The sequence below is a fragment of the Eubacterium segne genome (assembly GCF_014287775.1).
GTDB classification, from domain to species: Bacteria; Bacillota; Clostridia; order Lachnospirales; family Lachnospiraceae; genus Eubacterium_G; species Eubacterium_G segne.
Map to the genome: position 1 here is coordinate 89,614 of NZ_JACOOZ010000010.1, position 13,636 is coordinate 103,249.

Genomic DNA, 13,636 nt, shown 5'->3' on the forward strand with positions numbered 1-13,636 from the left:
GGAAATGTGATACAACAATTGCACATTATTTCCACTTTGAAACGGAAATACCGGATTTTTAATTGTAATGATTTCCGTTTTCAATTGGAAATCGTATGAATTGAAATGGAAATGCCGGTGGATTATGATATAGCCATAGTAACAAAGAAAAGCACATAGAGAAGGGAAAAAAGAATGATTAGAGAAGAATATATTTTTTTAGATGTTGATGTAGCATCCAAGGAACAGTTACTTGACTTTGTAAGCGAAAAAGCATTGAAAATGGGAATTACAGACAACAAGGAAGGCTTAAAGAGTGATTTCTTAAAAAGAGAAGCTGAGTATTCTACAGGACTTCAGAATGAATTTGCAATTCCTCATGCAAAGTCAGAATACGCAAAAGAAACAGCAGTATTTTTTGTAAAATGCAAAAATCCATTAGATTGGGAAACAATGGACGACACAAAAGTGAAATATGTGTTTGCCTTAATAGTTCCTACTGAGAAGGCAGGAAATGAACACTTAATAATGATTTCAAAATTGGCAACAAGTTTGTTAGAAGACGAATTTAAAGACACAGTTAAGTCTTCAACAGACAAGTCAATGTTAAAGGAATATATATTAAAAATCATGAAGGAGGATAATTAAGATGAAGATCGTTGGAATTTCAGCATGTCCGGCAGGACTTGCACACACACCAATGGCAGCAAAGGCATTGGAGAAGGCAGGACAGGCATTAGGATATGACGTAAAAATGGAACAGCAGGGCAGCATGGGTCAGGTAAATACAATTACTGATGAAGAAGCAAAGGCAGCAGATTTGGTAATCATTGCATCAGACCAGAAAATCGTTGGCATGGAACGTTTCGCCGGCAAGAAAGTTATCCGTGTTGATATAAACATTTGTATCAAGGCACCGGAAGCTGTACTTAAAAAATGTGTAGCAGCAGTTAGCAAATAAAAATTAATAATAAATAAAAAAGGAGATTAAGAAATGAAACAGTTTTTTAAAGACGCTAAAGGTCATTTGATGACAGGTATCGGCTACATGCTTCCACTTATTATCGGAGCATCATTAGTAGTTGCAATACCAAAGCTTATTGCATTATGTTTTGGTATCACTTCATTAGATCCATATGCAGATGGAACAGGAATCTGGCATATAATGAAGTTAATTGAAAATGTAGGTTGGACAGGTATTGGAATGGTTAATACAGTATTAGCAGGATTTATTGCTTACAGTATTGCAGATAAGCCGGCAATTGGTGCAGGTTTAATCGGTGGTGCAGTTGCATCAAATACTTACGCAGGATTCTTAGGTGCTGTAATTGCAGCTTTTATTGCAGGTTATTCAGTAAAATGGGCTAAGAAGCACATTAAGTTACCACAGTCAATGAATTCTGTAATGCCACTGGTTGTTTGTCCTTTAATAGCAACAGGATTAGTTGCAATAATTATGGGTGTTATATTGGCAACACCATTAGCAGCAATAAACACATGGCTTGTAAACTGGATTAGTTCAATGTGCCAGAACCAGAGCTCACAGTTAGTAATGGCATTAATCCTTGGAGCAATGATTGCCTGCGATATGGGTGGCCCAATCAACAAGTCAGCATGGATGGCAGGAAACGCATTAATGGCAGAAGGAATTTATCAGCCAAACGTATTTATCAACGCAGCAATTTGTATGCCACCACTTGCATACGCTATTGCAACAGTAATCAGAAAGAAGAGATTCTCAGCAGAATTTAGAGAGACAGGTAAATCAAACTGGGCAATGGGATTTGTAGGAATTACAGAAGGAGCTATTCCTTTCACACTTGTAAAACCTCAGTTCTTAATTCCAATTAACATGTTTGGTGCAGCTATTGGTACAGCTGTAATTGCTCTTTTAGGTGGAAAAGGTGACATCCCTCCTGTTGGTGGAATTTACGGATTCGTATCAGTAACACATGGATGGGCTTACCTTATAGGTATTTTAGTAGGAGCATTAATCATCGCTTTACTTGCAACATTAGTGGTTGACTTTAATGAAGGAGACGAAGGAAAGTCAGAAGACATTGATATTGATGAAATTGAAATATCTTTTGAAGATGTTAAATAGTAAAAAATAATATATTATGACGTGGTATCAAAAGTAAATTTTGTCACTCATAAGTTTATAAGTATTACAACAAATTAATAACTCAGTTAATGGACAGGGGCTAAGTTTTTGCCCCTGCCTGTTTTAAAATTATTTACTTTAAAATAAATAAGGAAAGGAATTGAAATGAAAAGAAAGATACATGTAGTACCACATTCACATTGGGATAGAGAATGGTATTTTACCACATCAAGATCAAAAGTATATCTTATGAAGGATTTGGGAGATGTTCTTGATACATTAGAAAGTGACCCTGAATTTAAGTATTTTATGGTTGATGCCCAGGGCTCATTATTAGATGATTATATAAAGTGGAGACCACAGGATAAAGAGCGCATTACAAAGCTTGTGAAAATGGGAAAACTGGTTATAGGTCCTTGGTATACCCAGACAGACCAGTTGGTTATTTCAGGAGAAAGCATTGTAAGAAATATGTATTACGGAATGAAGCGTTGCGAAAGCTTTGGAAAATACATGAATGTAGGTTATGTGCCGGATTCTTTTGGACAGTCAGGAAACATGCCGCAGATTTACAGGGAATTTGGCATTGAAGATACATTATTCTGGCGTGGTGTTAGTGATGACATGGTTGAACACACTGATTTCAACTGGAAAGGTGATGACGGCAGCGTGGTATTTACAACACAGATTCCTTTCGGTTATTATATTGGTGGAAAGATTCCGGAAGATCCAAAGGAAAATGATGAATTTTGGGAGAAGGAGTGTCTTGAAAAAGCAGGTGGACGTAGTGCTACAAGACATATATATTTCCCTAACGGATTTGATCAGGCACCTATCCGTACCAATCTTCCACAGCTTATAAAGGAAAGAAACGAGAAAGATCCTGAGAACGAGTATGTTATCAGCTGTATTGAAGATTATATTAAGGATGTTAAAAGTGAAAAGCCGGAATTGGAGGAAGTACAGGGCGAGTTAGTTATTGCAAAGCATATGAGAATACACAAGTCAATTTTCTCATCCCGTTCAGACCTTAAGGTTATGAACACTCAGATTCAAAATTATGTTACAAATGTAATGGAGCCTTTACTTACAATTTCTTATAACTTAGGAAATGAATATCCTCACGAGGCAGTGGCAGAAATCTGGAAGCTGTTATTTGAAAATTCAGCTCATGATTCAATTGGTTCATGTATTTCCGATACAGCCAACGAAGATGTTTATGTAAGGTATAAGCAGGCAAGAGATATTGCCATAAATCTTGTGGAACTTCATTCAAGATTAATTGCAACTAATGTTAAAAACAGTGCAGATATGACATTTACATTAATCAATACATTACCACAGAAACGTGAAGATACAGTTATTGTTAAAACTTATGTTCCAGGTGGAAAATTTGCAATTGTTGATGAAAAGGGAAATAATGTAGATTATACAATTATTCAGTCAAGAGATTTAACGGATTATGTTTTATCCCAGATTATTACTATTGACCCGTCAAGAAAATTCTACATTCCTGACCATGTTTTTGAAGTTACAATGGCAATTAAGGCTAATGATGTGCCGGCTCTTGGATATGTACAGTACAGTGTTGACACAGAAAAAGACAGCCATAAGGAAATGGAAGAGAAGTCAGTTCTTGAAAATGAATATTACACAATTGAAGTGGAAAAGGACGGCTCACTTACAATAGTAGATAAGGAAAATAATGTAACATACAAAAATCAGGGAATATTGGTTGAAAATGGTGACGACGGAGACAGCTTTAACTACTCACCACCAAGAAAAGATTTGGAAGTATTTTCAAATGAATCAGAGTCTTCTGTAAAAATTAGCGGAAGTGATGTTTACAGTCAGGCAGTTATTCATTTTGACATGGTTGTTCCTGAAAATCTTGAAGAGAGAGCAGAGGGAAAAGTCAGCGTAACAATGCCTGTTGATATGACAGTTGCCTTAAGAAAAGGCTCAAAGGTTATTGATTTCAATGTTAAGGTTGATAACAAAGGTCTTTCCCACAGATTATGTGTAGTATTTGACAGCCAGATAGTTTCTGCATTTAACTATGCAGACCAGCAGTTTGGACTTATTAAACGTCCTAATTACTACGAAAAAGAAATGAAACTGTATATGGAATCAATGAATAATAGGTCTGAAAAGAAGACAGGAATACAGGAACTTGCCAACTGGGCAAATGACCAGTCTACATGGCAGGAGCCACCTATTAGCATTGAACCTACACAGTCATATGTATCTCTTACTGATGGAAAAACAGGCGTTGCAGTTATTCCACAGGGAGTGCGTGAGTACGAAGTATTAGATGACAGCAAAATAAGATTAACATTGTTTAGAACCTATGGATTTATGGGTAAGGAGAATCTTATATATCGTCCGGGACGTGCCAGTGGAGAGAGAATTATTGAAACACCGGCAGCTCAGTTGTTAAAGCAAATGGAATTTAACTTTGGATTTACAACTTATGCAGGAGATATTAACGACGCTGATATTGATACATTGGCAAAACAGTACGATACAAATATGGAAGTGTACACATATGCTGAGTTCTTAAATGGCAGACTTATTTTCTCACAAAGAGAAATTGAAGGAAAGAATGATATTGTTCACAGCCTGTTTGAAACTGAAGGAAATCTTGTGGTATCAGCTATTAAAAAGGCAGAAGAAGATGATGGATATATTATTCGTCTTTACAATGGAAAAGACCATAGGAATTTGGATGATAAAATTAAGTTCAATTTTGATGTAAAAGAGGCATATTATACTAACTTAAGAGAAGAAAAGACAGAGGCTATCAAGGTTGAAAATAACACAATTTCAGTAAAGGAATTGTCACACTGTAAGTTTGTGACAATATGGGTGAAATAAATGAGATATGCGGTAGCAATCGATATTGGAGGAACCAATACAAGAGTTGCCCTAATAGATGAAGAGTTAAATATTATCAGTAGAGAGCAGTTCTCTACTGATAATAAGGAACCGGAAAATACACTTAATGAAATATGTCACATTATCAAATCCTTTGATAAGGATATTGTAGGTGTTGGAATGTCATGTCCGGGACCTCTTGATTTAATAAATGGAAAGGTTTTGACACCGCCTAATCTTAATGGTAAGTGGCATAATCTTGAAATTTCAAAGGTGTTAAGTGAGAAAATCGGTAAGCCTGTTTACTTAGATAACGATGCTAATTTGGCAGGATTGGCTGAAGCAGTAGTTGGTGAGGGAAAGGATTGTAATATTGTGCAGTATTTAACTGTATCTACAGGACTTGGCGCCGGCTTTGTTATTAACAAAGAGGTTTATTTAGGTGCCCATGGTTTTGCCAACGAAGTGGCAAATAGTATTATGATTCAGGACGGCCCAAGCCACGGAAACATTCTTCCGGGAGGAATTGAGGCAATTAGCAGTGGAACAGCCATTACTGAAAGAGCCAAAAAGGCAGGACTTTTAGTTAAACATGCCGGAGAAGTTAATGATTTGGCATTGTCAGGAAATGAAGTGGCAGCAGGAATAATGAAGGACGCAAAAAATTATCTTGCTAACTTCATTGCTTTAATATATGGTTTCGCTGACCCGGATATCGTAATATTAGGTGGCTCTGTTGCCCTTAAGATTGATGGATTTGTGGAAGAAATAGAAGCTTTGGTTAAGGAAAAAGTTTACGGAGTAATGAAGCCATATATAAAGGTTAGAAAATCCACATTAAATGAAGATTCAGGTTTAATTGGCGCAGGCTATCTCGCCTTTTCAAAACAAAAATAGACGGAAACTTTTCAAGGTAAAATAGAAATAAGCTTTTCAAAACAAAAATAGACGGAAAGACAAAAGAACAAAAAGAGCGTTATGTTGGCATGAAACACATTGGTGGGACGTGTTGGCGTAAGGCTCTTTTTTGATATGTAAGTAATGGGATTATTAATTTGTAAGACATGGAAAATTTCTTGTACCAGGAAATTGATGGATTCATGGTTAAATCCTGGAACGAATTGCCCATTTTATGGCTGAAATTAGTAAATTGAACCAGGAAATTGATGGATTTATGGTTAAATCCTGGTAGGAATCGCCCATTTTATGGCTGAAATTAGTAAAATGAACCAGGAAATTTATGAATTCATGGTTAAATCCCGGTAGGAATCGCCCATTTTATGGCTGAAATTAGTAAATTGAACCAGGAAATTGATGAATTCATGGTTAAATCCTGGTAGGAATCGCCCCTTCCCCGGGTGAGACCAAGGAAATTAATAATTTCACAGAAAAGTCCTGAAAGAATTGAAACTTAACCGTAATCAATTACTCCAAATTGCGAGACAGAACTTGCAAATAAATCGATTATCTTTATAATAAAAGAGCTTGTTGTGCAAATAAAAATGCAACAAATAGAAAATATGTAAATTTCATTGATACTGAAAATACACAGAAAAACATTAGAAACTAAGATTGAAATTATAAAGAGGATTACTATTATGAAGAAGATTATATTGGCAATTATTTGTATTGCGTTATTGGGAACAGCTATATTTGGAGTTGTAAAGGGGCAGAAAAAATAGGTGTATCACCCTGGGCAGATACATTGCATAAAATGATTGCGTTTATTCAGTTTAACTATAAAGAACCTATTAAGTTAGAAGAAATAGCTGAAGCAGGCAATGTTAGTAGAAGCCAGTGTTGCAAAATTTTTAAAGAAATAATAAATAGAAGTCCTAATGATTACCTGGTAGAATACAGGATAGACAAAAGCATTGATTTAATTATGAAAACAGATATGAAAATGACGGAAATAGCCTATGAATGTGGATTTAATGGCTCAAGTTATTTTGCGGAAACCTTTAAGAAAATAGTGGGAGTAAGTCCCAGAGAATACAAAAATAAAGAGAAGAAGAAATGTACTACGATTTAACTAAAGGAAAAATATATAAAAGTCTTCTGCTTTTTGCGTTGCCGATGATAGCAGGAAATCTTTTGCAGCAATTTTATAATATAGCAGACACCCTGATAGTAGGTCAGGTTTTAGGAAAAGCAGCGTTAGCGGCGGTAGGTTCTGCATATACCCTGATGACTTTTTTAACATCAATATTTTTAGGACTAAGTATGGGTTCCGGAGCACTTTTTTCTATTTATCAGGGTAAAGGCGAGGATAAGTTGCTTAAATTGTCAATAATTCATGCATTTGTGCTTATTATGTTAATAACCGTGATTTTAAATGTGGCAGTATATGTAGGAATTGACGGAATAATGCACTTTTTAAGAACTCCGGAGGATGTTTATGAAGGAATGAGGACATATTTAATAATTATTTTTTCAGGGCTTTTTGCCACATCCCTTTATAACTTCTTTTCATGTCTTTTAAGGGCACTGGGAAATTCTACGGCACCTTTAGTTTTTCTTGCAGTTTCAGCGGTTCTTAATATAGGTCTTGATTTGCTGTTTGTTATGGTATTGTCCATGGGAATAGGAGGGGCAGCATTTGCTACGGTTATTTCCCAGTATGTATCAGGTGTTGGTATAACAATTTATGTGTTGAAAACAAGAAGAGATCTTTATCCTGAAAGAAGTCAGCTTCATTTTAACAAAAATATACTTAAGGAAATTGCCAATTTGTCCTGTTTAACATGTCTTCAGCAATCAGTTATGAATTTTGGTATATTAATGGTTCAGGGATTGGTAAATAGCTTTGGAACAACTATTATGGCGGCATTTGCGGCAGCAGTTAAAATAGATACATTTGCATATCTGCCGGTACAGGATTTCGGCAATGCCTACTCAACATTTGTTGCACAAAACTATGGTGCAGGGAATAAAGACAGAATAAGAAAAGGTACTAAGGCAGCATTTATAATGAGTATTTCCTTTAGCATTGTCATATCCCTTTTAGTGTGGATTTTTGCCAAGCCTCTTATGCATATTTTTATCAGCAAAAAAGAAGTTATGGTTATTGCAGCAGGTATAAAATATTTAAGAATAGAAGGGGCATTTTATTTTGGCATAGGCTGTCTGTTTCTATTATATGGGTATTATAGGGCAATTAAAAAGGTGGAAATGTCAGTTGTTCTTACGGTAATATCTCTAGGTACAAGAGTTGCATTAGCATATATTCTGTCTCCATTTATAGGGGAAATCGGAATATGGATGGCAATTCCTATTGGATGGGCGCTGGCGGATATAACGGGAATTATATATATGAAAAAGAAATAAAACTTATTGAAATATCTTCCAAATAGATATACAATAGTACCGGACAAATTTAATAGCAGGGGAGCTTGTAGGCAGGCTGAGAGGAAGTAATCAACTTCGACCCTTTAACCTGATTTGGATAATGCCAACGTAGGGAATATAAAAGGATTCATTACGGATAAGCCAGGTTAGGTTTGTCCGTTTTATTTTATAAAAATATCAGGAGGAAAAGATGTTTAAGGAATGTATTGAAAATGTAAGAAAAAATGTACCTTTAGTACATAACATTACAAATTACGTAACTGTAAACGATGTGGCAAATGTATTGTTAGCCTGTGGCGGAAGTCCCATCATGTCAGATGACATTGATGATGTAGAGGATATTACCTCTATATGTGGAGGACTTAACATTAACATTGGAACTCTTAACAAAAACACAATACCTTCAATGTTTGCAGCAGGAAAGAAAGCAAACGAATTAGGTCATGTTACATTGTTAGACCCTGTTGGAGCAGGCGCAAGTAAGCTTAGAACAGAAACAGCAAACAAGTTAATTGATGAGGTTAAGTTTGATGTTATTAGAGGAAATATTTCTGAAATTAAAACTTTGATGTTAGGAAGCGGAAGCACAAAAGGTGTAGATGCTGACGTGGCAGATAAAGTTACAGAAGATAACATAGACGAAACAATAGCTAAGTTAAAGGCTTTTTCAAAGGCTACGGGAAGCATTATTGCCGTTACAGGAGCAATTGATTTAGTATGTGACAGTGATAAGTGCTATGTTATAAGAAACGGAAGACCGGAAATGAGTGCCATCACAGGAACAGGCTGTCAGTTATCAGGAATGATGACAGCATTTGTAGTTGCTAACAAGAATAACAAACTTGAGGCAGCAGCTGCAGCAGTATGTGCCATGGGGTTAGCAGGAGAAATCGGCTACGAAAGAATGGCAGAAGGTGACGGAAATTCAACTTACAGAAACAGAATAATTGATGCTATTTACAACATGGATGGAGAAGTATTAGAAAAAGGAGCAAAATATGAAATCAGGTAATACAACACCGGAAGAATTATTGCTTTATGCCGTAACCGACAGAGCATGGTTAAATGGCGAAACACTTTATGAACAGGTTGAAAAAGCATTAAAAGGCGGAGCAACTTTTGTTCAGTTAAGAGAGAAAAAATTAGATGAGGAAAGTTTTTTACAGGAAGCCATTGAAATAAAGGAATTATGTAAAAAGTACAATGTTCCTTTTGTTATAAATGACAATGTTGACATTGCATTAAAAATGGATGCAGATGGCGTACATGTAGGACAAAGTGACATGGAAGCCGGAGACGTAAGAAAAAAAATCGGCAATGACAAAATAATCGGTGTGTCAGCTCAAACAGTGGAGCAGGCAATAAAAGCCCGGGAGAGAGGCGCTGATTACTTAGGAGTAGGAGCAGTATTCCCTACAGGCTCAAAGGATGATGCAGAGGATGTATCTTACGATACATTGAAGGCAATTTGCCAGGCAGTGGATATTCCGGTTATTGCCATTGGAGGCATTACAAAGGATAACGTGAAAGAGCTATCCGGTAGCGGAATATGCGGTATTGCTGTAATTAGTGCAATATTTGCCCAGAAAAATATTGAAGAAGCAACAGCAGAACTTAAAGAAAAAACTTTAGAAATGATTAAATAAAGAAAACAAAGCGGCAAATTGGGGGCACCACCTTTTACCGCTATATAAAACGATAGATTAAAACTATTGACCATAGGAAAAAGCAAGGAGGAAAGAAAATGAATACAGCATTAACAATTGCGGGAAGCGATTCTTGTGGAGGCGCCGGAATACAGGCAGATATAAAGACAATGACAGCTAATGGTGTTTATGCCATGAGTGCCATTACAGCTTTAACTGCACAAAATACCACCGGCGTATCAGATATTTATGAGGTAAGTCCTGAATTTTTAGAGGCACAGTTAAAGGCTATTTTTGAGGATATTACACCGGATGCAATTAAGATAGGTATGGTATCTTCCGGTGAACTTATTAAAACCATAGCCTGTAACTTGAAAAAATACAATGGAAAAAACATTGTTTTAGACCCGGTAATGGTGGCAACTAGTGGAGCTAAATTAATTAGCGATGATGCAATTGCAACATTAAAGGAATACCTTATACCATTAGCCACAGTGATTACGCCAAATATTCCGGAAGCGGAAGTATTGTCGGAAATGACTATTAGCAATGAGGAAGACATGATTAAGGCAGCAGCATATATTAGTGAAAAATATAACTGCTCCGTATTATGCAAGGGAGGTCATAGCATAAATGACGCCAACGATTTGTTATATAGCAACGGGGAATACAAGTGGTTTTACGGAAAAAGAATTAATAATCCAAATACTCACGGAACAGGATGCACTCTTTCTAGTGCCATTGCCTCAAATCTGGCAAAAGGCAGAGATTTAGATGAGTCAGTAGAAAAAGCAAAAGCTTACATTTCAGGAGCATTGGCTGCAATGCTTGATTTAGGAAAAGGCAGTGGACCTATGAACCACGCATTTGCAATTAAAGGCGAATACTAAAATATAAAGGAAAGAGGAACATCACATGGAGAAAAAAGGAACATCAGTATTTAGTAACAGTTTAATCTGGTTTGGGGCAGGGGTATCAATTGCAGAAATCGTAACAGGAACATATTTGGCATCCCTTGGTATGACAAAGGGTATACTGGCAACAGTTATTGGACATATTATTGGATGTGTGTTATTGTTTTTAGCAGGAATAATTGGCGCTAAAACAAAGAAAAGTTCAATGGAAACAGTTAAGATAAGCTTTGGACAAAAAGGAAGCATTATCTTTTCAGCATTAAATGTAATTCAGTTAGCAGGATGGACGGCAATAATGATTTATGATGGAGCAATATCTGCTAACGGCATATTTAACACAGGAAAATGGGTATGGTGTCTTGTAATAGGCGTACTTATTATTTTGTGGATTATTGTGGGAATAAGCAATGTGGAAAAAATAAATGTAGTAGCAATGTCAGCGTTATTTATACTTACAATTATTCTTTGTAAAGTAGTATTTTTTGACAATCATCAGATGGTTAGCGTTGCAGGAGACGGGCTTACCTTTGGAGCAGCAGTGGAATTAGCCGTTGCAATGCCTCTTTCATGGCTGCCTCTTATTAGTGATTACACAAGAGAAGCCGAAAAGCCTGTTAAAGCAACTGCAGCCAGTGCCATTGTATATGGTTTGGTAAGCTGTTGGATGTACATAATCGGAATGGGAGCTGCAATTTATACACAGGATGCAGGAATTGACCAGATTATGTTAAAGGCAGGTTTGGGAATTGCAGGTCTTTTAATAATTGTATTTTCTACAGTTACAACTACTTATTTAGATGCTTATTCAGCAGGAATTTCCAGCGAAACCATTTCACATAAAATAAAAGGAAAATATATGGCAATCGCTGTTACAATAGTGGGAACAATAGCTGCAATTGTTTATCCAATGGATGATATTACAGACTTTTTGTACTTAATCGGTTCAGTTTTTGCACCAATGATTGCAATTCAGATAGCGGATTTCTTTATTATAAAGAAGGATAGCACAGAAAAAAATGTGGAAGTAGCAAATGTGGTCATATGGATAATCGGATTTGTACTGTACAGATATTTGATGACAGTAGATATAATTGTAGGTAATACATTGCCGGATATGGTAATTACCGTGATTATATGTGTGATAGTAAGCAAATTTGGAGTTAAGAATGCAAAATAATAACATTGTGGAAATAACGGATTTTGAATCTAAGAAACTAGACATATATGCCAGATGTAATGAGTCGGAGTTGCTTAGAGGCTTTGGCAGGGACGGTGGAATTTTTATAGCGGAAAGTCCAAAGGTAGTGGAGAGAGCCTTAGATGCAGGATACCAACCTATTTCCATGCTGGTGGAACACAGACATATAGATGGAGAGGCAAAATACATTATAAAAAGATGTGGCAGTGTTCCGGTGTATACAGCGGAGTTTGATGTGTTATCAAAAATAACAGGATTTAAACTTACAAGAGGCATGTTATGTGCCATGCACAGAACAAAGCTTAAAACCATAGAAGAGGTTTGTGCCGGGGCTAAGAGAATAGCCATATTGGAAAATGTTATGAATCCAACTAATATAGGGGCAATATTTCGCTCGGCAGCAGCTCTTGGAATGGACGCTGTTTTAATGACACCGGGGTGCAGCAATCCACTATACAGACGTGCCATAAGGGTAAGTATGGGAACTGTGTTTCAAATTCCCTGGACTTTTTTTGATGGGGAGTTAAAATGGCCATATGATGGCATGAAAATCCTTAAAAATATGGGATTTAAAACTGCGGCAATGGCACTTACTGACAATTCAGTAAGTATTGATAATAAAGAATTGTTGTCACAGGAAAAGCTTGCCATTATACTTGGAACAGAAGGGGAAGGCTTAATGGCTGAAACCATTGAGGCAAGTGATTATACGGTAAAAATACCTATGGCTCACGGAGTTGACTCATTAAATGTGGCAGCTGCAAGTGCCGTGGCTTTTTGGCAGATTAGCAGGAAAGGAGAATAAGCTTGGCTAAAGGATTTATTTTTGATGTAGACGGAACAATACTTGATTCAATGTCCATATGGATGGATGCAGGAAAGTTGTATCTTGAAAGTTTAGGAATTAAAACAGATGAAAATATTGGAGAAGTAATGTTTGACCTGACCATGGCGGAAGGGGCAGAATATCTTAAAAAGAACTACGGTCTTGACCTTTCCATAGAGGAAATCTGTGACGGAATAAACAACAGGGTGTTTGAATTCTATGATAAGGAAGCAATGGAAAAGAAATATGTGAGAAATTTCCTAGAGGATGCAAAGGAGATGGACATTAAAATGACTATTGCCACATCTACAGACAGACCTATGATTGAGGCAGCTCTTAAACGACTTGACCTTATGAAGTATTTTGATGAAATATTTACCACTACTGAAGTGGGAAAAGGAAAAGCTTCACCGGATATTTTCTTAAAGGCAATGGAGAAGATGGGAACAACAACTGCTGATACGTGGTTGTTTGAGGATGCCGCATACTCTATGAGAACAGCTAAGGGCATGGGGTTAAACACTGTGGGAATATATGATGAAAGCAGTGCCGGAAACCAGGAGCAGGTAAAGGAACTGGCGGATATTTACATTACGGACTGGAGTGGATATAAGGACGTAATGAGAAAGATAGAAGAAAAGTAGTATAGGGAAGATGCGTGGAAAAGTAGTGTAAATGCAGTATAGGGAAAAAATGGGGAAATGTAGTGTAAATGCAGTATATGGAAAAAATAGGGAAATGTAG

14 protein-coding genes and 1 riboswitch are annotated in these 13,636 nt (G+C 36.5%); all 14 genes read left to right on the forward strand.

All coding sequences use genetic code 11. The features are described from left to right. Window positions 1-174: 174 nt before the first annotated feature. On the forward strand, window positions 175-627 hold the full coding sequence (locus tag H8S00_RS12640) for a PTS sugar transporter subunit IIA (RefSeq protein ID WP_021952069.1): 453 nt from the start codon (window positions 175-177) through the stop codon (window positions 625-627). A gap of 1 nt (window position 628) precedes the next feature. Continuing rightward, on the forward strand, window positions 629-940 hold the full coding sequence (locus H8S00_RS12645) for a PTS fructose transporter subunit IIB (RefSeq protein WP_021952070.1): 312 nt from the start codon (window positions 629-631) through the stop codon (window positions 938-940). Between the two features lie 33 nt (window positions 941-973). Continuing rightward, window positions 974-2,083 carry a PTS fructose transporter subunit IIC gene (locus H8S00_RS12650; RefSeq protein ID WP_118590112.1) on the forward strand — a complete coding sequence of 370 codons (1,110 nt, stop codon included), beginning with the start codon at window positions 974-976 and terminating at the stop codon, window positions 2,081-2,083. 165 nt (window positions 2,084-2,248) lie between these two features. Beyond that, the gene (gene mngB / locus H8S00_RS12655; protein WP_021952072.1) at window positions 2,249-4,960 is read left to right on the forward strand and encodes a mannosylglycerate hydrolase; all 2,712 of its coding nucleotides are present in this window, start codon (window positions 2,249-2,251) and stop codon (window positions 4,958-4,960) included. Continuing rightward, window positions 4,961-5,857: an ROK family protein gene (locus H8S00_RS12660; RefSeq protein WP_118590114.1), complete on the forward strand. Its 897-nt coding sequence runs from the start codon at window positions 4,961-4,963 to the stop codon at window positions 5,855-5,857. It abuts the gene before it with no gap. Between the two features lie 635 nt (window positions 5,858-6,492). Then, window positions 6,493-6,642, forward strand: a complete 150-nt coding sequence (locus H8S00_RS12665; RefSeq protein ID WP_186840665.1) for a hypothetical protein — start codon at window positions 6,493-6,495, stop codon at window positions 6,640-6,642. A 32-nt stretch (window positions 6,643-6,674) separates the two neighbouring features. Next, window positions 6,675-6,992: a helix-turn-helix transcriptional regulator gene (locus H8S00_RS12670; protein ID WP_118590116.1), complete on the forward strand. Its 318-nt coding sequence runs from the start codon at window positions 6,675-6,677 to the stop codon at window positions 6,990-6,992. Further along, window positions 6,977-8,287 (forward strand): MATE family efflux transporter, encoded by a 1,311-nt coding sequence (locus tag H8S00_RS12675; protein ID WP_118590118.1) that lies wholly within the window; start codon window positions 6,977-6,979, stop codon window positions 8,285-8,287. Before H8S00_RS12670 ends, H8S00_RS12675 begins: the two co-directional genes overlap by 16 nt. 47 nt (window positions 8,288-8,334) lie before the next feature. After that, a riboswitch (TPP riboswitch) is annotated at window positions 8,335-8,441 on the forward strand. 57 nt (window positions 8,442-8,498) lie between these two features. Beyond that, complete coding sequence (gene thiM, locus H8S00_RS12680; protein WP_118590120.1) at window positions 8,499-9,320, forward strand: hydroxyethylthiazole kinase; 822 nt, start codon at window positions 8,499-8,501, stop codon at window positions 9,318-9,320. Next, window positions 9,307-9,954 carry a thiamine phosphate synthase gene (thiE, locus tag H8S00_RS12685; RefSeq protein ID WP_118590122.1) on the forward strand — a complete coding sequence of 216 codons (648 nt, stop codon included), beginning with the start codon at window positions 9,307-9,309 and terminating at the stop codon, window positions 9,952-9,954. Before thiM ends, thiE begins: the two co-directional genes overlap by 14 nt. A 98-nt stretch (window positions 9,955-10,052) precedes the next feature. Further along, window positions 10,053-10,844: a bifunctional hydroxymethylpyrimidine kinase/phosphomethylpyrimidine kinase gene (thiD, locus tag H8S00_RS12690; RefSeq protein ID WP_021952078.1), complete on the forward strand. Its 792-nt coding sequence runs from the start codon at window positions 10,053-10,055 to the stop codon at window positions 10,842-10,844. Window positions 10,845-10,869: 25 nt separating this feature from the next. Beyond that, entirely contained in the window at window positions 10,870-12,045 is a 1,176-nt protein-coding gene (gene cytX, locus H8S00_RS12695; RefSeq protein WP_021952079.1) for a putative hydroxymethylpyrimidine transporter CytX, read from the forward strand. After that, the gene (locus H8S00_RS12700; protein ID WP_186840666.1) at window positions 12,035-12,871 is read left to right on the forward strand and encodes a TrmH family RNA methyltransferase; all 837 of its coding nucleotides are present in this window, start codon (window positions 12,035-12,037) and stop codon (window positions 12,869-12,871) included. The genes cytX and H8S00_RS12700 overlap by 11 nt, the downstream gene beginning before the upstream one ends. 2 nt (window positions 12,872-12,873) lie before the next feature. Further along, window positions 12,874-13,536 carry an HAD family hydrolase gene (locus H8S00_RS12705; protein WP_186840667.1) on the forward strand — a complete coding sequence of 221 codons (663 nt, stop codon included), beginning with the start codon at window positions 12,874-12,876 and terminating at the stop codon, window positions 13,534-13,536. Window positions 13,537-13,636 lie beyond the last annotated feature (100 nt).

Coding starts and splice junctions, on each gene's coding strand:
- H8S00_RS12640 (WP_021952069.1), top strand. CDS start 175: ATGATTAGAGAAGAATATATTTTTTTAGATGTTGATGTAGCATCCAAG.
- H8S00_RS12645 (WP_021952070.1), top strand. CDS start 629: ATGAAGATCGTTGGAATTTCAGCATGTCCGGCAGGACTTGCACACACA.
- H8S00_RS12650 (WP_118590112.1), top strand. CDS start 974: ATGAAACAGTTTTTTAAAGACGCTAAAGGTCATTTGATGACAGGTATC.
- mngB (WP_021952072.1), top strand. CDS start 2,249: ATGAAAAGAAAGATACATGTAGTACCACATTCACATTGGGATAGAGAA.
- H8S00_RS12660 (WP_118590114.1), top strand. CDS start 4,961: ATGAGATATGCGGTAGCAATCGATATTGGAGGAACCAATACAAGAGTT.
- H8S00_RS12670 (WP_118590116.1), top strand. CDS start 6,675: ATGATTGCGTTTATTCAGTTTAACTATAAAGAACCTATTAAGTTAGAA.
- H8S00_RS12675 (WP_118590118.1), top strand. CDS start 6,977: ATGTACTACGATTTAACTAAAGGAAAAATATATAAAAGTCTTCTGCTT.
- thiM (WP_118590120.1), top strand. CDS start 8,499: ATGTTTAAGGAATGTATTGAAAATGTAAGAAAAAATGTACCTTTAGTA.
- thiE (WP_118590122.1), top strand. CDS start 9,307: ATGAAATCAGGTAATACAACACCGGAAGAATTATTGCTTTATGCCGTA.
- thiD (WP_021952078.1), top strand. CDS start 10,053: ATGAATACAGCATTAACAATTGCGGGAAGCGATTCTTGTGGAGGCGCC.
- cytX (WP_021952079.1), top strand. CDS start 10,870: ATGGAGAAAAAAGGAACATCAGTATTTAGTAACAGTTTAATCTGGTTT.
- H8S00_RS12700 (WP_186840666.1), top strand. CDS start 12,035: ATGCAAAATAATAACATTGTGGAAATAACGGATTTTGAATCTAAGAAA.